The following is an 18,594-nucleotide window of genomic DNA, read 5'->3' as shown; positions in this document are numbered from 1 at the left end:
TTCGTTTGTAGAGTACCCTCTCTATTGATCCATATAGGCTGTAATCGAAACGATTTTACCATTCTCCACACCAAAGCTCAATCCACACATTCCCGAAGGATGAGTGAAAATAAGTAATTTCTTCATAATAACGCCCTTCCCGTTTCACAAGCGCTTACAATTTTCCAAGAGTCTTCAACGCATAGAAACCACAGCTAGCCAATTGTTCCATGTGAGATTGTTGTTGCAAGCCGAATTCCCATTGATGCCACTGGTCTTCGCTTTCAAGTTTCCAAAAACCTAAGTCCGAATGAGGCCTATTATCATAAACAAAAGTATACGCCGTGCCGTCATCATCAATAACGTTGATTGCTGAACGGCTATAGGATTGAACCATCCCAAGATTAACAGCAGAGCTTTCATCTGCATAAAAGGCAAACACTGTATTTCCTATCAATAAAGTTCCAGTAAATAGCAACATACTTACAATTCGTTTCATCATATGCCTCATCCTCCTTAAAAAAGCTTACCTCTCAATCTCAAGATATGCTATATAGATTCTACAAAAAACTTATAAAGTCCTGCAAAGGAAGTTTGTAAATTCAGAATTAATGACACGTCATGTGATTCGTGATTCGTAAAGACTTACCATTATATCAGAATAGGCTATGTTTGAATCTCACAGCGGGCCGCCCTGTCCGGGTCGGCCCCTACGCACAAGGCCGTTGGCCGTGTATATTTTTTTGTAATCGGTAACCGACGTTCCTTTTTCATCGCCTGGCTACGATTCTGTAGGGGCCATCCTGATAAAGGCGGACAGCCACAACTGTCCGTTTTGGCAACCGTCAGGCGCCTTCTTATGGTCGGCGCCTGACGGGCCAAAAAGGCCGCATGAATTTTGTGCATAGCCGGAATTTATGACGAGTGGCACATATTCGTAATACGATTTGAGTATCTCGCGGCTAAGCCGCATATGAGTCCGACTCCACAACTGTACAGTAAAGGCTAACTGCCTAAATCCATCACATAGTATCCGCTTGACGAAGATAAATAAATGACGTTATAATAGACATGAAAAGAGGTCCTGCCGATAGACGGTTGGCCCCGATAAGTCAACAAAAATAGTCGCTTAAGATGGGGGTCTCTGGCGGCTATTTTTGTGTTTTATTTGAACTCTGACCTAGGGCATAACCAATTGCAAATGCGGCCATACCGAAAGATAGTATACTGATAAACAGATCCACCGTTAAAGTCATTGTCCTCCCCTCCTTTCCATTTGGATTGGAGGGGCACACAAAGTCCCTCCGGGAAAAGCAAGGGACCAACCGCCTACCGTTTTAGGCAAAACCTCGGATTCAGTATATCACAGGCAGACATTGCCGTCTACTTGAAAAATTCAATCATCAAAAATCTAGTATAACAGGCGCTGTCACGCGAAGACAGCGCCTGTTTGCTTTGTCCATTTCAAATTCATAAAGACCTGCCATTATATCAGAACAGGCTATATTTAAATCTCACAGCGGGCCGCCTTGTCTGGGGCAGCCCCTACGCACAAGGCCGTTGGCCGTGTATATTTTTACATTGCAAATCTACTCGGCTTTTGTAACCATTTTATTTCATACGTATAAAAATGCACTTTTTTTGTTCGAGAAATTTGGCAAAAATAGGCCCCCAAAAAAGTTTTTTTTAATTTTTTGGTACACTTTTGGAACTTTTGAAAAAAAGAAAGCCTCACAAACGGCTTGGTTAAGCGATTTGTGAGGCAATTTGCAACTATTCCCATTCAATCGTTGCGGGTGGTTTACTGGTGATGTCGTACACGATGCGGTTGATGTGGTCTACTTCGTTTACGATGCGGCTGGAAATTTTATCGAGGACGTCGTATGGGATACGCGCCCAGTCAGCCGTCATGAAGTCAGTCGTGGTGACGCCGCGCAGGGCCAAGGTGTAGTCATAGGTACGGAAGTCGCCCATGACGCCGACAGAGCGGTTATTGGTCAGGACGGCGAAGTACTGGTTGATATCGCGCTGCATGCCGGCATTGGCGATTTCTTCGCGGAAGATGGCATCGGCATCGCGGAGGATGGCCAGTTTTTCTTTGGTGATTTCACCCATGACGCGGATAGCCAGGCCCGGTCCCGGGAAAGGCTGGCGCCATACGAGGTATTCCGGCAGGCCCAGTTCGGCACCGAGTTCGCGGACTTCGTCTTTGAAGAGGTTGCGGAGCGGTTCGATGAGGCCTTTGAAATCGACGACAGCCGGAAGGCCGCCTACGTTGTGATGGCTCTTGATGACGGCTGCATCGCCGGCACCGGATTCGATGACGTCGGGATAAATGGTCCCCTGGGCCAGGAAATCGACGGAACCGATTTTACGGCCTTCATCTTCAAAGACGCGGATGAATTCTTCGCCGATGATTTTCCGTTTCCGTTCAGGGTCGCTGACGCCTTCGAGTTTCTTCAGGAAGCGTTCCGATGCATCGACGCGGATGAAGTTCATGCCGCTGTCCTTGAAGGCCGCTTCGACTTCGTCGCCTTCGTTCTTGCGGAGCAGGCCGTGGTCGACGAAGATACAGGTCAGCTGGCTGCCAACGGCTTTGGAGATGAGGGCTGCTGCGACAGAGCTGTCGACGCCGCCGGAAAGGGCCAGGACTACTTTGCCGTCGCCGACGGTTTCTTTGATATTGGCAATAGCCGTCTTGGCATAGTTGGCCATGGTCCACGAACCGGTGCAGCCGCAGACTTCAAAGAGGAAGTTATGGAGCATTTCCTTACCGTGTTCCGTATGGAGCACTTCCGGATGGTACTGCATGGCATAGAGCTTCTTAGCCGGGTTCTGCATGGCAGCGACCGGGCAGTTGGCCGTGCAGGCTACGATTTCAAAGCCTTCCGGGATGGAAGCGACGTAGTCCTGATGGCTCATCCAGACGATTTCTTTTTCCTGCAGGCCTTTGAACAAAGGCGAAGCCGTATTGACATCGATTTCGGTCTTGCCGAATTCGCGCATGTCGGCGTGTTTGACTTCGCCGCCTAAGGTCTGAGCCATGAACTGCATGCCATAGCAGAGGCCGAGGACGGGGATGCCGAGATGGAAGACTTCCTCTTCGATCTTCGGCGCATTATCTTCATAGACGCTGCCAGGACCACCGGTAAAGATGATGCCCTGGGGCTGAAGTTCTTTAATCTTTGCAACTGCTTTGTGATACGGGTATACTTCACAGTATACGTGGTTTTCACGGACGCGCCGTGCAATGAGCTGGTTATACTGACCACCAAAATCGACAACGATGACGAGTTCTTTGGTATCCATTAAGTGCCTCCTCGTGAAATACTTTCTGCGGCAGCGGCCGCTGCCTAAATCATTCGATTATAATATTATAGCACACGAGGCAGAGAGTGACTAGTCACAAAGGTCTAATACTTCCATTCCCGATACAAATCTTTGAGGATGCAGGCCCGGGTAATCATGCCGACGACGCGCTTGTTGTCCACGACAGGAAGAACCTTCAAGTGTTCCAGAATCATGACGGCTGCGACCTGTTCTACGTCGGCCTTGGGCGTCGCAATCATGACGTTCTTGGTCATCAATTTTTCGCAGGACTGATCCAGGAGGTTCTTGAATTCCTTGGCGTATTTGCCGACGCGGCTGGTATAAATCTTGGTGCCGATGAAGGGCAGGCGCGGAATATGCGGCTTCGAGCTGCGGTACATGAGGTCGGCGCTGGAAATGAGGCCAATGAGGTGGTCTTCTTCATCGACGACGGGCACAGCCAGCAGGCGATGCTTGATGAAGATGCGGAAGACGTCGCGGATGGGAATATCCGGTGTCACCGAGACGAAAACCTTTTCCATGACATCTTTGACGCGGACGACAGGGCGTTCCGCTTCCTTGTCTTCGCCCGGTCCCGGACCTTTATTGATGTTTTCAGCCATTGTCTATCCCCCCTTTTCCCTAGTCGTCGCCATATTCACGGTACAATTCATCGAGGATGTTGCCGCGGGTGACGATGCCGACGATGTGTTTTTCTTTGACAATAGGAATGACCTTCAGATGTTCAGCCACCATGACGCCGGCGATCTGTTCGACTTCCGCATCCGGTGCGGCAATGATGACGTCTTTGGTCATCATATCTTTCGCCGTGCAGGCCATGAGTTTCTTGAACCCCTTGTCGTATTCGCTGATGCCGTTATAATAAATGCTGGCTCCCAAAAGATTGACATAGTGAGGGACATGAGGTTTGACCTTCTTGTAGAGCAAATCCGCATCGGTGACGATGCCGGCGAGCTCATCTTTTTCATTGGTGATGGGAATGGCCGTAATGTGGTTCTTGACGAACATGTTGACCAAATCGAAGACCGACGTTTCCGGTGTTGCCGTAACGAAATTCTTTTCCATAATATCCGATGCCGTACGTTTAGACATAGTTATCACTCCTTTTCCTTATATTATAAGTATTAGACGTGAGACCCCCGATTTCCTGCTTGGGAGGTAAAAAAAGCGCTGTCGCATGAAGACAGCGCTTTTTTACGTTGGTCGTAGGTCGTTCATCGTTTGTCGTACGGGATGAAAAATATCAACCTATCACGATGAACGATGAACTACGAACGAAAAAATTTTAAGTCTAAAGGATTTTGCATGATAGCAGAAGCCTTCATGCGACAGTCCCTTTTAGTTGTTAGTGGTTAGCGGATGGTTTTAAATTTAAGGCACAGCGGGCCGCCCTACGAACAACGAGCCACGAATCACGAGCCACTAAATCCAGCTTATTTCCCGCAATAGGCGATGACTTCGACTTCTACGAAGACGTCTTTCGGGAGGCGGCTGATTTCGACGCACGAACGGGCCGGCAGGTTCTTCTGGAAGTATTTGCCATAGACTTCGTTGACGGCGCCGAAGAAGTTGATGTCCGTCAGGTAAACCGTCGTCTTGACGACATCATCGTAAGAGAGGCCGGCTTCTTCGAGGATAGCGCCGACGTTCTTCATGCACTGTTCAGCCTGTTCGACGACACCGCCGGAAACGATCTTGCCTTTTTCCGGGTTGATGGCAATCTGACCGGATGCGAAGAGGAAATCACCGGCTTTGATAGCCTGGGAATACGGGCCTACTGCGCCCGGAGCTTTGGTCGTGCTGATAACATTAACTGCCATGATAGATGCATCTCCTTAATTTTAATCTAACTGTATTATACATCGCAGGCCCAGGGAAAGCCATAGACCTGCGACAGATAATCACGATTCCGATTCAGTTTTGGCGACCGTCGCCGCATCTCCTCCAGCCCCTTCGATGAGGTGCCCTTCTTTATCGTACTGTTTCTTGTTCAGACCACAGGCGAACCAGGCGATGATGACGGCGGCGATGTAGACCCACGACGAGAAGATGGACATGCGCGTATCAGGATTGTAAATCATGCCGATGGTGACGAGAATCAGGAAAATGATGCAGAAGTAATTGGAATAAGGATAGAGCGGCGATTTGAAAGGATGTTTCGCCATGACTTCCGGTCCCCAGGCCTTGCGGAAATTTTTCTGGGCATAGGCCAGGACGAACCAGGCGACCATGCCCGGAAAAACGGAGGCACTGTATAAATAGAGGAACAATTTGGAGTCCGGAATGAGATAGTTGAGGATGACGCCGATAGCCAGGACAACGATGGTGACGGCAATACTGTTGCGCGGCACGCCGGTCGGTGACAATTTGGCGAAAATCTTCGGCGCCTGGCCGTTCTGGGCCAGCGTATAGAGCATACGGCCTGAGCTGTACATGCCGCTGTTGCAGCCGGACAGGGCCGCCGTGAGGACGACGAAGTTGATGATGCCTGCCGCTGCCGAGATGCCGACTTTGGCAAAGGTCATGACGAAGGGACTGCCGATATAGCTGACTTCATTCCAGGGATAGATACAGAGGATGACGAAAATCGAGCCGATGTAGAAGATGAGGATACGCCAAACGATATTGTTGACGGCCTTCTTCAAAGTATGTTTCGGGTCCTGGGCTTCGCCGGCCGTTATGCCGATGAGTTCGACGCCCTGGAAGGACGCGGCGACGACGCACATGGCCGCCAGCATACCGCCCCAGCCGTTAGGCATGAAGCCGCCGTTGACCCAGAGGTTGCTGATGCCGACGGGGACGCCGCCGTTGCCGAAGCCAAAGAGGATGACCGCCGCACCGACGATGAGCATGACGATGATGGTGACGACTTTGATCAGGGCGAACCAGAATTCAAATTCGCCGTAATATTTAACGGCCGCCATATTCGCCGCAGCGACGATGGCCATGCCGGCCAGGGCCGATATCCATTGCGGCAGCAATGGGAACCAGTAGTGGACATAGATGCCGACGGCTGTGATTTCCGACAGGCCGACGACGACCCACAAGAACCAATAGGAGCAGGCAGTGAGGTAGCCGACGAAAGGACTGATGTACTTATGCCCATACGTGGCAAAGGAGCCCGTAACCGGTTCCTGATAAAGCATTTCCCCCATGATGCGCATGATGAAAAACATGACGACGCCCGTTACGGCATAACAGAGCAATACCGACGGTCCCGCCATCTGAATGGTGTTGGCCGACCCCATGAACAGGCCGACACCAATCGTCCCCCCAAGAGCGATCATCTCTACGTGACGCGGCTTCAGGCCGCGTTCCATTTTCTGCTGTTCCATGATCAGGCCTCCACTACTTCAAGGTAACAAAATAATGATGGTCTTTGAGCATAGTCATCAATTTTTCAACGTGCTTTTCGTTAGCCGTTTCCAGTTCCAGTGAAACAGCGGTCATGCCCATGTCGATGCCGTGCTGGCTGCGTTCATGGGTGATGGAAAGGACGTTGGCATTGGTGCCGGCAATGAGGGTCAGGAGCTTGACCAGTTCGCCCGGTACGTCGGGGATGACGGTCTGGAAGAAAATCTTGCGCTGGGACTTGATCAGGCCCTGGTTGATGACGCGGGTCATATTATTGACGTCGATGTTGCCGCCGCTGACGAGGGCTGCGACTTTCTTGTTGCGGATGCCGGAAATCTTGCCGCTCATGAGGGCTGCTACCGGTACGGCACCGGCCCCTTCGGCAACAGTCTTGCCCCGTTCGAGGAGGAGCAGGATGGCGCTGGCGATTTCCGATTCATCGACGGTGACGATTTCATCGACATATTTCTTGCAGATATCAAAGGTCAGGTCGCCCGGTGTCTTGACGGCAATGCCATCGGCCAGGGTAGCCTTGCCGTTGTAGGTGATGACCTGCCCCTTTTCGACGGATTCCTTCATGGACGGCATATTTTCCGTCTGGACGCCGATGACTTTAATCTTCGGATTGACGCTCTTGGCTGCTACGGCCAGGCCGGAAATGAGGCCGCCGCCGCCAATCGGTGCGACGATGGCATCGACTTCAGGCAGCTGTTCGATGATTTCCAGGGCAATCGTCCCCTGGCCGGCGATGACTTCCGGGTCATTGAAGGGATGGACGAAGGTGTAGCCGTGTTCCGTCGTCAATTCAACGGCTTTGGCAGCGGCTTCGTCGAAGAAGTCCCCGTAGAGGACGACGTTGGCACCGTAGCCGCGGGTTGCCGTAATCTTGCTCAAGGGAGCGTGTTTCGGCATGCAGATGACGGACTGGCAGCCGTATTCGCTGGCTGCCAGGGCAACGCCCTGGGCATGGTTGCCGGCCGAAGCGGCGATGACGCCTTTTTCCCGTTCTTCCGGTGTCAGGGATGCGACTTTGTTATAGGCACCGCGCAGTTTAAAGGAGCCTGTCCGCTGGAGGTTTTCCAGCTTCAAATAGACTTCACAGCCTGCTAGGTCACTGACGGAATTGCTGTACGACAAGCCTGTCTTCTGGGCGACGCCCTTCAAGCGTTCCTGGGCATCTTTGATCATTTGTAAGGTTACTTTTTCTTCACTCATGGTATGTGCTGCTAAATAGCAGCGTCCCTCCTTCGTTAGTTAGAATAAATACGGTTTGCTTATGCCTTTACTATACGCCTTTATCTGTCCATTGTCAATAGAGTATTTGCGTATTTGTCCGTTGTAAAGAGATTCGTGTTTACTGAACCAGAAACCATCATTGCTTATTTTGCATAAGCTGGCATCGAACGATGCGAAAGGAAGAAGTTTCCTTTATGGCAGTTTCTTCGTGACTTGTAATCAGCAGTCAACCGTAAGCAGTTAGCAGTTAGCAGTCAGCCGTTAGTAACTCGTAAGCACTTTGCTAATCACTAGCCACGAACAACAAAAGGTCCTGTCGCATATGCGACAGGACCTTTTCGTATGGTGACCCCTACGGGATTTGAACCCATGTTCTCGCCGTGAAAGGGCGATGTCTTAGACCGCTTGACCAAGGGGCCATGGCTCCTCAAGTAGGACTCGAACCTACGACAAATCGGTTAACAGCCGATTGCTCTACCAACTGAGCTATTGAGGAATATCACTTCAAGCTCGTTCCGAATCGGAACAATTAATATTATACTTGAAGAGATAGAAAAATGCAAGTCTTTTTTACGAATTTTTTTGATGACTTTCTCCGACCCTGCCCAGGAAATGGAAATAGGCCGTAAAGCAATATACGGCAGCGACTAAGCCGATAGTTGCGCCGGCATAGCCGATATACGGCAGCAGGCCATGGGCCGTGACCTGCCCGCCGATCCAGGTCCCGCCGCCGATACCGACGTTGAAGATGCCTGAAAAGATGGACATGGCCACCGGGGCTGCCCCCATCGGGACGTGGCGGATGAGTTCGGCCTGGAAGGTGACGTTGAACAGCGTCGACGCACAGCCGACGACCAGGCAGGTGGCGACCATCGTCCCTGCCCTGCCCGCAGCGGCCTGCCACAGGAGGAACGGGATGACCAGGCCCAACAGACCGGCCCGGATGACGCCATAGCGGAAATGATTGTAAAACCGGGAAAAGACGAAACTCCCCAGGAGGCCGCTGACGCCGAGGAGCATGAGCGTCGACGTGATGCCCTGGTCGCTAAAGGCCGCAACGGTCTTGAGAAAGGGCTCGATATAGCTGTACGCTGTGAAATAGGCCGTCGCAAACAGGACGGACAGGACATAGACGCTGATGACGACGGGATTCTTGAGCAGCTTGGGCAAGTCGTCGCGGGAAAAAGAGGCGTCGCTGGCCAGCTTGGGAAAGACAAAGGCCAAATAGATGAGCACGGCCAGGGCCGTTACCGTAATGACCAGAAAAGTCATGCGCCAGCCGGCATAGAGGCCGATGACCCGTCCCAGGGGCAGGCCGAAGATCATGGCGACAGCCGAGCCAGTGACGATCATGCTCAAGGCCAGGGGCCGATGAGTCCGCGTGACCAGGCGCGTCGCCATCGGGGCCGCAATGGACCAGAAAATAGAATGGGCGCAGGCGACGCCGATGCGGGCTGCCATGAGCATGGGAAAATTCAGGGCCAGCCCCGATGCCAGCTGTCCCAGGACAAAGAGCCCCATCGTCCCCAGCAGGAGGCGCCGCATCTCCATCTGGCAGACGAGGAGCATGAGCGGCAGGGACAGCAGGGCCACGACCCAGGCGTAGACAGTGATCATAATGCCCGTCTGGGACTCGGTCATCGCGAAGGACTGAGAAATGTCCATGAGCAGGCCGATAGGCATGAATTCCGACGTATTGAAGATGAACGCCGACACAGTCAGGCCCAGGAGGGGCAATACATATTTCAGGGGAATAGCGTGAAACATGATTCATTCTTCCTTTGCATAGATTTAGAACGATTCCATCGTACGCTGTCCCCGGGAAAAAGTCAAGAGGGCAAAAAAAAGGCTTGTCGTTATACGACAAGCCTTTTGGAGTTTGTAGTTTGTAGTGGATGACTAAAAATTTAAAACCATCTTCTACAAACTGAAAACTACAAACTATACACTAATCTTACATCATGCCGGGCATACCGCCGCCCATGCCAGCCGGGGCTGCCGGAGCTGCCGGAGCCGGTTCCGGTTTATCAGCAACCAGGGTTTCCGTCGTGAGGACGAGGGCTGCGATGGAAGCTGCGTTCTGGAGAGCTGTACGGGTTACTTTAGCCGGGTCGACGATACCAGCTTTGACCATGTCGACGTATTCTTCTTTGAGGGCGTTGAAGCCTACGCCGTCTTCGGAAGCTTTGACTTTAGCGACGATGACCGAGCCTTCGAGGCCAGCGTTTTCAGCGATCTGGCGGAGCGGAGCTTCGATAGCGCGTTTAACCAGGTTGATACCGGTCTGTACGTCGCCGTCTTCGTCGAATTCGTCAAGAGCCGGGAGGATGTCGATGAGGGTCGTGCCGCCACCGGCTACGATACCTTCTTCAACAGCTGCACGCGTAGCGTTGAGGGCATCTTCGAGGCGATATTTCTTATCTTTCAATTCGACTTCCGTAGCAGCGCCGACTTCGATGACAGCTACGCCGCCGGACATCTTAGCCAAACGTTCCTGCAATTTTTCTTTATCGAAATCAGACGTCGTTTCCGCAATCTGAGCTTTGATCTGAGCGACACGGTCTTTGATGGCCTGGGGATCGCCGTGGCCTTCGACGATAGTCGTTTCATCTTTGGTTACGCGGACCTGACGGGCAGTGCCGAGGTCTTCCATGGTAACGCTGTCGAGTTTACGGCCGACATCTTCCGTGATGACCGTAGCGCCCGTGAGGGTTGCGATATCCTGGAGCATTGCTTTGCGGCGGTCGCCGAAGCCCGGAGCTTTGACAGCGACGGCTTTGAAGGTGCCACGGAGTTTGTTGACGACCAAGGTAGCCAGTGCTTCGCCTTCGACATCTTCAGCGATGATGAGGAGTTCTTTACCAGCCTGGACGACTTTTTCCAGAACCGGGAGCATTTCCTGGATAGAAGCGATCTTGCGGTCCGTAATGAGGATGTACGGTTCGCTCATGACAGCTTCCATTTTATCCGGGTCCGTTACCATGTACGGGGAAATGTAGCCGCGGTCGAACTGCATGCCTTCGACGACGGAGAGCTGTGTGCCCATGGTCTTCGATTCTTCGACAGTGATGACACCGTCTTTGCCGACTTTTTCCATAGCGTCAGCGATGAGGCCGCCGACTTCTTCGTCACCTGCCGAAATGGAAGCGACCTGAGCGATGGAAGCCTTGTCGGATACGGCGATGGAACGTTTCTTGATTTCTTCGACGAGTTTAGCGACGGCTTTTTCGATACCGCGTTTGAGGATCATCGGGTTAGCGCCGGCTGCGACGTTGCGCATGCCTTCCTGAATCATGGCCTGGGCCAGGATAGTAGCTGTCGTCGTGCCGTCACCAGCGACGTCGTTGGTCTTGGTTGCGACTTCTTTGACGAGCTGAGCGCCCATGTTTTCAAAGGGGTCTTCCAATTCGATATCGCGGGCAATGGTGACACCATCGTTGGTGATGGTCGGAGCGCCGAATTTCTTGTCGAGAACGACGTTGCGGCCTTTAGGCCCTAAGGTAACTTTTACGGCATTTGCCAAAGCGTCTACGCCTTTGCCGAGAGCGCGGCGTGCATCTTCGTTGAACAAAATCTGTTTAGCCATGTTGAACACACTCCTATGTGAAAGTTAAGTATTTTTTAGTTTGATTCGAAATGATTTATTAGATGATAGCCAAGATGTCGCGTTCGCTGACGATCAAATATTTAGTGCCTTCGAACTTGACTTCTGTGCCGGCATATTTGGAGAAAATAATCTTGTCGCCTACTTTGACATCCAAAGCAACGCGTTTACCGTCGTCCTGCAGTTTGCCCGGACCTACGGCTACGACTTCACCCTGGCTCGGTTTTTCTTTAGCAGTGTCCGGTAAAAAAATACCGCTTGCAGTTTTTTCTTCCTGTTCCAATACACGGATAACTACGCGATCTCCTAACGGTTTTAACATTTTATATTCCTCCTTAAAAGTAAGTTGCTACTCTTTATTAGCACTCCATACTTCCGAGTGCTAACTTACAATATATATATTAGCCATTAAAGGTAAAAAAGTCAAGGCTTTCACCCTGACTTTTTCATCAAACGTTTTATTTTTTTTGACTTTTTATCTTTTCCGCACTGGCAATGACCGCCTCGGCCACGGCTTTCAAGGATTTCCGGTTCTTCATGCTGTACTGCTGCAGCCGGCGGTAGGCTTCGTGTTCCGGTATATGATAAAGGTCCATGAGGCAGCCCTTGGCCCGGTCGACGGCTTTGCGCGTCTCGATGCGTTCGTTCATGTCATCGAGCTGCTGTGCCACTTCGCGCTGGTGGCGGAACTGGGAAATGGCGATTTCGATGGCCGGGAAGAGATTGACCGGACTGACCGGTTTGACCAGGTAGCCCAGGACGCCGGAGTCCTTGGCCTTGTCGACGATATCCTGCTGGCTGTACGCCGTGAGCAGCAGGACCGGTGCCAGCCCTTCGTGGCCGATCATGCGGGCCGCGTGGATGCCGTCCAGGCGGGGCATCTTGATGTCCAGGAGGACGATGTCCGGCTTTTCTTTGCGCACTAAATCGAGGGCCTCGACGCCATCGGCGGCTTCTCCGACGACGGTATGGCCGGCATCTTCCAGCATTTCACATAAATCCATACGGATGATCGATTCGTCATCCCCTATTACAACGCGATATCCCATTGGTTATTCTCCCCTCTCTGGTAACGGAAAACGGATGGTGACGACGGTCCCTTCAGGCACGCCGTCATCGAAATCAATCGTCCCCTGCAGATCTTTTTCAATGAGCGTGCGCACGATGGCCATGCCCAGATGTTTGCGCCCCGTATCGACGGGTGCGTGGGACATGCCGACGCCGTCATCACAGACGATGATGACCCCGTCCGGCCCGTCGCGGCGGATGGTGACGGCCAGGAGGCCTTCCCGTCGGCCTTCAAAGCCGTGGATGATGGCATTGGTAATGAGTTCGTTCAGGACCAGGGCCAGGGATGTCGCCGCATCAGACGGCATGGGCAGGGTGTCGCCGGAAAACTTCGTCTCCACGTGGCAGTCCTTGCTGACCAGGCTGTGCGCCAGGAGGCCCAGCAGTTTCTGGGCAACGTCGGAAATGTCGATGTTCTCTTCATCGTGATGGGACAACGTCTCGTGGACCAGGGAAATGCTGAGAATCCGGTTCAGGCTCTCGTTGAGGACATCCCGCGCTTCGTCGCTCGTCGTGCGCCGCATCTGCATGCGCAGGAGGCTGGCAATGGTCTGCAGGTTGTTCTTGACGCGGTGGTGGATTTCCTTGATGACCGACGTCTTGACCATGAGTTCTTCTTCCTTGCGATGCAGTTCCGTCCGCTCAGTCAGAATGGAAATGACCCGGCGCACTTTGCCGCGCTGCAGGATAGGGATGACCCGGCGGGAAACGACGGCATCGCCTAAGGTCACGTCATCGGCCAATCCCTCAGCCTGGGACAGGGCTTTCTTGGCACCGGTCAGGTCGAGGCGTGTATTATAGATATTGGTCCCCGTAATGGCCCCGCGCTGGCCGCACATGTGCAGGATGCTGTCGGCCATATCGTCGGCATAGATGACGACGCCGTTGCAGTTGACCAGGACGACGCCATCCTGGATGGATAAGGGCCGGTACATGGAATGGAAATCCATGGGCACCTGCAAGGACAAGAAGGCTGTTTCCGTCAAAATCTCCCGATTGTCTTCGACTGTGCCGACAAAGGAAATGACGGCAATCGTCCCGCCGCCGTTATCGACGAAGGGATAAGCCACGATGGGCGCCATGCGGCCGTATTCGATTTCTTTCTCACCGCGCATGGCTGTTCCCGCCTGGAAGACCTGATAATTAAGCGGCTCTTCATAACGGGAAAAGGCAGCGCCAGGATCAGTCGCCTCCGTCTGCCTCCCCTTCTGCAGGAGCGGCGTCCGGTGCGCGGCCAGGACCAGCGTCCCCGCTTCCCGCCCGGGCACATAGACGAAGAGTTCCCGGTGCGACAAGTCGCTGGCGAACTGCAAGAGTTCTTCACTGTTCTGTAAAATATGGATCTGCACGGGCGACAAGGTGCTCCTTGTCCGGCAGACCGCTTCGAGTGTAGCCATAGAAGATTCCCCCATCTCTTCTCAGGATTAGTCCGATGTAATCGGCAGGGCCGGCTTGGCGTTGAGGGTCAAGTCGGCAAAGCGGCCGTCCAGGGCCATATAATATGCCCGGCAGCCAATCATGGCGCCGTTGTCGGTGCAGAGTATCGGTTCCGGCCGGTAGAAGGCATAGCCCTTGTCGGCACAGGCCGCACTCATGGCCGCAGCCAGGCCGCTGTTGGCCGAGACGCCGCCGGCGACGGCGATTTTCCTGGCTCCGCAGTAGGCCGCGGCATCCATGGTCTTTTCGACAAGCGTTTCGACGACGGTCTTCTGGAAGCTGGCCGCCACGTCGGCGGCATTATAGGACTGGCCCCGCTGTTCCTGTGTGTGCAGGTAGTTGAGGACTGCCGATTTGAGGCCGCTGAAGCTGAACTCGAAATTGTGCTTTTCATGGAGGGCCTTGGGAAAGGCGATGGCGTCGGGATCGCCTTCTTTGGCCAGTTTGTCGATCTGCGGACCGCCCGGATAGGGATAGCCCATGACGCGGGCGATCTTGTCGAAGGCTTCGCCGGCGGCATCGTCGCGGGTCTGGCCCATGAGTCTGAACGAATTATAGCCATTGATCTGGACCAGCTGGGTATGGCCGCCGGACACGACGAGAGCCAGGAACGGCGGTTCCAAATCAGGATGGCTGAGGAAGTTGGCAAAGATATGGCCTTCCATGTGGTTGACGCCGACCAGGGGCTTATCGGCAGCAAAGCTGATAGCCTTGGCCGCTGCGACACCGACCAGCAGGGCCCCGACCAGGCCGGGACCGTAAGTGACGCCGATATGGTCGATATCTGCCAAGGTGACGCCAGCCGTATCAAGGGCTTCCTTGATGATGGGCATGACGTATTCGATGTGCTGGCGCGACGCGATTTCCGGTACGACGCCGCCGAATTTCCGGTGGATCGGCACCTGTGTCGATATGATGTTGGAGCAGATGTGGCGGCCATCTTTGAGGACAGCAGCCGACGTTTCGTCACAACTCGTTTCTAAAGCTAAGGTATACATAGATTTCATCCTTTTTTCTATAGTGAATGGCCGAGCCATTGATACTTCTCTTTTTGACAATGCATGATGCACGCATCTTCCACAGGCTGGGAATAATAGTCCTTGCGGACGGCAACGGCTTCATAACCCAGCTTGCGGTACAGGCCCTGGGCCGGCGCGTTGGATTGGCGGACTTCCAGGAAGAAACTCGTGCAGCCTTCCCGGAAGAGGGCTTCCATGGCCGTTCGCAGGAGAATCTCGCCATAGCCCAGGCTCCGTGCTGACGGATGGATGGCGATGTTGGCCAGCTGGCCTTCATCGGCGATGAGCCAGACGTCGGCATAACCGGCGACGCTCCCGTCTTCCTTTTCCAGGACATAATAGCGGGCTACGGGATTGTCCAGTTCCGCCGCCAGGGACTGATGGGACCAGGGCACGGAAAAGGACGCCTCTTCGATGGCGATGATATCCGGCAGGTCCTCCCGGCAGGCCTGACGGACCGTTACTGACATGGGGCACCGCCGTGGCGTTTTTCCCAGAGCACTTCGGCTTCGCTTCGGCGCAGGTACGACGGCGTCAGGGTCATGCAGTCGTCGTAGTCACCGGCGGCAAAACGGACATTGGCTGCCAGGGCGACGCTGCCGGCACGGGGAATGACCATCGTCGGCGGCGCCATGCGGAATAAGGGGCTCCGGCCTTCGATATCCCGGCGCCCTTTGAGGGAGCCGTCACCGCAGAAGACGACGGGCTGGCCTTCCCTTTCCAAGGTATCCAGGACTTCCGTCCGCGGCGCGATGTAGATTTCTTTTTCCGTCGTCAGCGTCGTCCGGTCCCAGCGATAGACACCGGCATAGACATTGCCTTTTTGGGCGTCGATGAGGGTGCAGATGCGGTCAGAGACGCCGACGAAGTTCCAGGCCAGGCTGACCGGCGTCGTGACGCCGACGATAGGCACGTTCCAGGCAAAGGACAGGCCTTTGGCCGTGGCCAGGCCGATGCGCAGGCCCGTAAAGGAACCGGGGCCGACGGCAACGGCGACGCCGTCGATCTGGCTTTTCTTGACCGACGCCTTGTCGAGCATGTCGGCAATATGGGGCATGAGCTGTTCCGAATGGGTCAGCCGTGCCTGGATGGTGAGTTCAGCCCGCAGCGTGTCGTCATGGAGCAAGGCGACACTCGATACGAGGCTCGATGTTTCAATGGCTAAGAGCATATTTTTTTACCTCATTTTCTACAGCTTGCCAACGGCTGCCGTGGAAGTCAAAATGGAACAGGCGGTCCGTGGGACTCGTCTTTTCGATGGTGACGACAGCCGCATCGTCAGGCAGGCGGTCCGGGAATTTTTCCGACCATTCGATGACGGTCACGCCGCTTTCGAGATAGTCGTCAAATCCCAAATCGTCTAATTCATATTCCTCTTCCAAGCGATAAAAATCGAAATGCTGGAGAGGAATAGTATTTTCATAATAATTCAGGATGGTAAAGGTCGGACTGACGACGACGTCGTCAATGCCCATGCTCTGGGCGATGCCCTGGACGAAATGGGTCTTGCCGGCGCCGAGGTCGCCGCGCAGGGCCAGGACATCGCCGTCGCTGAGGACCGGCCCCAGGGCTTTGCCCAAAGCGATGGTGTCCGCTTCTGAATGAGTTGCTACATCAAAGCTCATGATATCCTCCTCCTAAAAATGGGTCCAGCCCGTCGGCGGCAGGACCTGTTCGCCCCCATCGTGGCGGAGCAGGACCCGGCCCGGCCCCTGGCGGACCGTCCCGATAGGCGTCACAGCCGGATAGACGGCCTGCAAAGCCTGGAAATCGTCCGGCGCCATGGTAAAGACCAGTTCATAGTCTTCGCCGCCGTTAAAGACGAATTTCCAAATATCCTTGCCCGATGCCGCAGCCCAGGCTTTCAGCTCAGCGCTCGTCGGAACCTGGTCCAGGTCGATGACCAGTTCGACGCCGCTGGCCTTGGCAATTTCATTGGATTCACTGGCCAGGCCGTCGCTGATGTCGTTCAGGCTGTGGCAATGATGCTGTACCAGTAAGCGTCCCAGGGAAATCTGCGGTTCCGGATACTGGTGGGCTTTCTTCAAATGTTCATAGCCGTCCTGTCCGGCCAGGAGGACGTCGAGGCCGCCTGCCGAATCGCCGATCGTATGGGATACGGCGATGACGTCGCCGGCCTGGGCTCCGCTGCGCAGCAGGGCCTTCCCGGCTTCGATTTCGCCAAAGGCAGCGACAGTGATGACGACGCCTTCTTTGGACATGACCGTATCGCCGCCGAGGATATTGACTTCATACGTGCGGCAAATATCCTTGATGCCGCGGTACATGTCAATGACGTCATCGACGTCCATCTGCGGCGCCAGGGCTGTCGACAGGACGATATGGGTCGGCACGGCCCCCATGGCGGCGATGTCGCTGAGGTTCGAGGCTACGGCCTTGAAGCCGACGTCATGCCAGGTCGCCGTCTGACCGATGATGAAATGACTGTTCTGGACCATCGTGTCGATGACAGCCACCTGCTGCCAGCCCGGCGTCGTCGTGTAGACGGCACCGTCATCGCCGATGCCGACGGCGACGTTTTCCGGATGGAAGAGGGTATGCTCTTTAATAGCATCAATGAATCCGAATTCACCGATATCTGAAATCTTCGTCATTTCCGAGCTCCCCTATTCTTCATAATCAATGTGGTTGTCTTCACACCACTTCTTGGCGATTTTGCGGAATTCCATGCGCTGGAAGGTATACCAGAACTGGACCAGGCCCATGTCCTTCAATTCCCGTTCCAGCTGGGAAACGGTCTTGCCTGCTTCGATGGACTGCTGAAAAGCCGCCCTCTGCTTCGGGTCTTTCATCATGGGGACGAAGCCCTTGATCATTTCCGGCAGATCCAGGTCGGCCTGGGTCGGCAGCTTGATATACGCATCGGGATTGGCTGTGACTTCATTTTCCGCCTTGTCGTCACCGGGGATTTCCGTGACCAAGGCCATATGGCCGTCATTTTTATTTAAATAGAACTTGAGATAGGGATTATTCAGTTCAAAGGCTTTCAATAATTCTTCGAGCTGTACTGTCATAGCTTACACTTCCTTTTCACAATTTGCGATGTCTCTATTATAGCATGGATAGGGCCGGGCCTAAAGTGGGCAAAAGAGGCTGTCTTCGTGCGACAGCCTCTTTTTGGGTTTTAAGTTTACAGTTTGTAGTTTGTAGTGAAGGTTTTTAAATTTAAAGCCACCTTCTACAAACTCCGTACTACAAACTATAAAAAAAGCTCACGCAAAATGCGTGAGCTTTTTCCTATGGTGACCCGGTAGGGATTCGAACCCTAGACCTACTGATTCGTAGTCAGTCACTCTATCCAGCTGAGCTACCGAGTCATGTGGGAATGAAGGCGGACCTTCATTCCGTTTTTTCTGGCAGGGGCAGAAGGAATCGAACCCTCAACCAATGGTTTTGGAGACCACTACTCTACCAGTTGAGCTATACCCCTACAAAAATCAGCGGCTTCCTATCCTCCCAGGGGGCCTCCCCCCAAGTACTTTCGGCGTTTGCGGGCTTAACTGCTGTGTTCGGCATGGGAACAGGTGGATCCCCGCAGCTATCGCC

General features: G+C 53.7%; 18 protein-coding genes, 4 tRNA genes and 1 rRNA gene. All 23 read right to left on the bottom strand.

Annotated elements, in window-relative coordinates; translation table 11 throughout:
• Nucleotides 1–154: 154 nt before the first annotated feature.
• Entirely contained in the window at nucleotides 155–481 is a 327-nt protein-coding gene (locus ACFCTO_RS08030) for a hypothetical protein (protein WP_444321583.1), read from the bottom strand.
• A 1,271-nt stretch (nucleotides 482–1,752) separates the two neighbouring features.
• Nucleotides 1,753–3,288 (bottom strand): glutamine-hydrolyzing GMP synthase, encoded by a 1,536-nt coding sequence (guaA, locus tag ACFCTO_RS08025; protein WP_499876686.1) that lies wholly within the window; start codon nucleotides 3,286–3,288, stop codon nucleotides 1,753–1,755.
• A gap of 104 nt (nucleotides 3,289–3,392) precedes the next feature.
• Nucleotides 3,393–3,911 carry a CBS domain-containing protein gene (locus tag ACFCTO_RS08020; protein ID WP_499876685.1) on the bottom strand — a complete coding sequence of 173 codons (519 nt, stop codon included), beginning with the start codon at nucleotides 3,909–3,911 and terminating at the stop codon, nucleotides 3,393–3,395.
• 19 nt (nucleotides 3,912–3,930) lie between these two features.
• Nucleotides 3,931–4,401, bottom strand: coding sequence for a CBS domain-containing protein (locus tag ACFCTO_RS08015; RefSeq protein WP_481325219.1), 471 nt, complete (start codon nucleotides 4,399–4,401; stop codon nucleotides 3,931–3,933).
• Nucleotides 4,402–4,742: 341 nt separating this feature from the next.
• Nucleotides 4,743–5,129, bottom strand: a complete 387-nt coding sequence (locus ACFCTO_RS08010) for a RidA family protein (protein ID WP_020309912.1) — start codon at nucleotides 5,127–5,129, stop codon at nucleotides 4,743–4,745.
• A gap of 81 nt (nucleotides 5,130–5,210) precedes the next feature.
• Complete coding sequence (locus ACFCTO_RS08005) at nucleotides 5,211–6,644, bottom strand: amino acid permease (RefSeq protein WP_481325220.1); 1,434 nt, start codon at nucleotides 6,642–6,644, stop codon at nucleotides 5,211–5,213.
• Nucleotides 6,645–6,657: 13 nt separating this feature from the next.
• A complete protein-coding gene (gene ilvA, locus ACFCTO_RS08000; RefSeq protein WP_292299174.1) occupies nucleotides 6,658–7,878 on the bottom strand; it encodes a threonine ammonia-lyase in 1,221 nt (406 codons plus the stop codon).
• 364 nt (nucleotides 7,879–8,242) lie between these two features.
• Nucleotides 8,243–8,318: transfer RNA gene (locus ACFCTO_RS07995), tRNA-Glu, on the bottom strand.
• 1 nt (nucleotide 8,319) lies between these two features.
• Nucleotides 8,320–8,395 (bottom strand) — tRNA-Asn (locus ACFCTO_RS07990).
• A gap of 74 nt (nucleotides 8,396–8,469) precedes the next feature.
• Nucleotides 8,470–9,666, bottom strand: a complete 1,197-nt coding sequence (locus ACFCTO_RS07985; protein ID WP_481325221.1) for a sugar transporter — start codon at nucleotides 9,664–9,666, stop codon at nucleotides 8,470–8,472.
• A gap of 187 nt (nucleotides 9,667–9,853) precedes the next feature.
• Nucleotides 9,854–11,485 carry a chaperonin GroEL gene (gene groL, locus ACFCTO_RS07980; protein ID WP_292261791.1) on the bottom strand — a complete coding sequence of 544 codons (1,632 nt, stop codon included), beginning with the start codon at nucleotides 11,483–11,485 and terminating at the stop codon, nucleotides 9,854–9,856.
• A gap of 58 nt (nucleotides 11,486–11,543) precedes the next feature.
• Nucleotides 11,544–11,825 (bottom strand): co-chaperone GroES, encoded by a 282-nt coding sequence (gene groES, locus ACFCTO_RS07975; RefSeq protein WP_020723787.1) that lies wholly within the window; start codon nucleotides 11,823–11,825, stop codon nucleotides 11,544–11,546.
• Between the two features lie 136 nt (nucleotides 11,826–11,961).
• Nucleotides 11,962–12,552, bottom strand: a complete 591-nt coding sequence (locus ACFCTO_RS07970) for an ANTAR domain-containing response regulator (RefSeq protein ID WP_292261793.1) — start codon at nucleotides 12,550–12,552, stop codon at nucleotides 11,962–11,964.
• 3 nt (nucleotides 12,553–12,555) lie between these two features.
• Nucleotides 12,556–13,968, bottom strand: a complete 1,413-nt coding sequence (locus ACFCTO_RS07965) for a sensor histidine kinase (RefSeq protein WP_294025570.1) — start codon at nucleotides 13,966–13,968, stop codon at nucleotides 12,556–12,558.
• A 27-nt stretch (nucleotides 13,969–13,995) separates the two neighbouring features.
• Nucleotides 13,996–15,006, bottom strand: a complete 1,011-nt coding sequence (gene tsaD, locus ACFCTO_RS07960) for a tRNA (adenosine(37)-N6)-threonylcarbamoyltransferase complex transferase subunit TsaD (RefSeq protein ID WP_020310828.1) — start codon at nucleotides 15,004–15,006, stop codon at nucleotides 13,996–13,998.
• A gap of 17 nt (nucleotides 15,007–15,023) precedes the next feature.
• Nucleotides 15,024–15,497 carry a ribosomal protein S18-alanine N-acetyltransferase gene (rimI, locus tag ACFCTO_RS07955; protein WP_499876684.1) on the bottom strand — a complete coding sequence of 158 codons (474 nt, stop codon included), beginning with the start codon at nucleotides 15,495–15,497 and terminating at the stop codon, nucleotides 15,024–15,026.
• Nucleotides 15,488–16,198 (bottom strand): tRNA (adenosine(37)-N6)-threonylcarbamoyltransferase complex dimerization subunit type 1 TsaB, encoded by a 711-nt coding sequence (gene tsaB, locus ACFCTO_RS07950; protein ID WP_020310830.1) that lies wholly within the window; start codon nucleotides 16,196–16,198, stop codon nucleotides 15,488–15,490. The genes rimI and tsaB overlap by 10 nt, the downstream gene beginning before the upstream one ends.
• Nucleotides 16,182–16,652: a tRNA (adenosine(37)-N6)-threonylcarbamoyltransferase complex ATPase subunit type 1 TsaE gene (gene tsaE, locus ACFCTO_RS07945; RefSeq protein WP_499876683.1), complete on the bottom strand. Its 471-nt coding sequence runs from the start codon at nucleotides 16,650–16,652 to the stop codon at nucleotides 16,182–16,184. The genes tsaB and tsaE overlap by 17 nt, the downstream gene beginning before the upstream one ends.
• A 12-nt stretch (nucleotides 16,653–16,664) precedes the next feature.
• Nucleotides 16,665–17,642 (bottom strand): thiamine-phosphate kinase, encoded by a 978-nt coding sequence (gene thiL, locus ACFCTO_RS07940; protein ID WP_499876682.1) that lies wholly within the window; start codon nucleotides 17,640–17,642, stop codon nucleotides 16,665–16,667.
• A 12-nt stretch (nucleotides 17,643–17,654) separates the two neighbouring features.
• Nucleotides 17,655–18,062 carry a UPF0158 family protein gene (locus tag ACFCTO_RS07935; RefSeq protein WP_020310833.1) on the bottom strand — a complete coding sequence of 136 codons (408 nt, stop codon included), beginning with the start codon at nucleotides 18,060–18,062 and terminating at the stop codon, nucleotides 17,655–17,657.
• 226 nt (nucleotides 18,063–18,288) lie between these two features.
• A tRNA-Arg gene (locus ACFCTO_RS07930) sits at nucleotides 18,289–18,365 on the bottom strand.
• A 37-nt stretch (nucleotides 18,366–18,402) separates the two neighbouring features.
• A tRNA-Trp gene (locus ACFCTO_RS07925) sits at nucleotides 18,403–18,478 on the bottom strand.
• 5 nt (nucleotides 18,479–18,483) lie between these two features.
• Nucleotides 18,484–18,594 (bottom strand): 5S ribosomal RNA (gene rrf, locus ACFCTO_RS07920); the annotation flags it as partial.

Origin of the sequence: Megasphaera indica, assembly GCF_046614755.1 — a bacterium.
Classification (GTDB): Bacteria; Bacillota; Negativicutes; order Veillonellales; family Megasphaeraceae; genus Megasphaera; species Megasphaera intestinihominis.
The sequence above is the reverse complement of the archived record's forward strand: the minus strand, read 5'-3'. Positions and strand labels throughout refer to the sequence as shown.

Bases quoted from the DNA above. Each gene is read 5' to 3' on its own strand.
- tsaE (WP_499876683.1), bottom strand. From the start codon at position 16,652: ATGAGCTTTGATGTAGCAACTCATTCAGAAGCGGACACCATCGCTTTG.
- ACFCTO_RS08010 (WP_020309912.1), bottom strand. From the start codon at position 5,129: ATGGCAGTTAATGTTATCAGCACGACCAAAGCTCCGGGCGCAGTAGGC.
- tsaB (WP_020310830.1), bottom strand. From the start codon at position 16,198: ATGCTCTTAGCCATTGAAACATCGAGCCTCGTATCGAGTGTCGCCTTG.
- ACFCTO_RS08020 (WP_499876685.1), bottom strand. From the start codon at position 3,911: ATGGCTGAAAACATCAATAAAGGTCCGGGACCGGGCGAAGACAAGGAA.
- groES (WP_020723787.1), bottom strand. From the start codon at position 11,825: ATGTTAAAACCGTTAGGAGATCGCGTAGTTATCCGTGTATTGGAACAG.
- ilvA (WP_292299174.1), bottom strand. From the start codon at position 7,878: ATGAGTGAAGAAAAAGTAACCTTACAAATGATCAAAGATGCCCAGGAA.
- ACFCTO_RS08005 (WP_481325220.1), bottom strand. From the start codon at position 6,644: ATGGAACAGCAGAAAATGGAACGCGGCCTGAAGCCGCGTCACGTAGAG.
- groL (WP_292261791.1), bottom strand. From the start codon at position 11,485: ATGGCTAAACAGATTTTGTTCAACGAAGATGCACGCCGCGCTCTCGGC.
- ACFCTO_RS08015 (WP_481325219.1), bottom strand. From the start codon at position 4,401: ATGTCTAAACGTACGGCATCGGATATTATGGAAAAGAATTTCGTTACG.
- ACFCTO_RS07965 (WP_294025570.1), bottom strand. From the start codon at position 13,968: ATGGCTACACTCGAAGCGGTCTGCCGGACAAGGAGCACCTTGTCGCCC.
- ACFCTO_RS07970 (WP_292261793.1), bottom strand. From the start codon at position 12,552: ATGGGATATCGCGTTGTAATAGGGGATGACGAATCGATCATCCGTATG.
- ACFCTO_RS07935 (WP_020310833.1), bottom strand. From the start codon at position 18,062: ATGACAGTACAGCTCGAAGAATTATTGAAAGCCTTTGAACTGAATAAT.
- guaA (WP_499876686.1), bottom strand. From the start codon at position 3,288: ATGGATACCAAAGAACTCGTCATCGTTGTCGATTTTGGTGGTCAGTAT.
- tsaD (WP_020310828.1), bottom strand. From the start codon at position 15,006: ATGTATACCTTAGCTTTAGAAACGAGTTGTGACGAAACGTCGGCTGCT.
- thiL (WP_499876682.1), bottom strand. From the start codon at position 17,642: ATGACGAAGATTTCAGATATCGGTGAATTCGGATTCATTGATGCTATT.
- ACFCTO_RS07985 (WP_481325221.1), bottom strand. From the start codon at position 9,666: ATGTTTCACGCTATTCCCCTGAAATATGTATTGCCCCTCCTGGGCCTG.
- rimI (WP_499876684.1), bottom strand. From the start codon at position 15,497: ATGTCAGTAACGGTCCGTCAGGCCTGCCGGGAGGACCTGCCGGATATC.
- ACFCTO_RS08030 (WP_444321583.1), bottom strand. From the start codon at position 481: ATGATGAAACGAATTGTAAGTATGTTGCTATTTACTGGAACTTTATTG.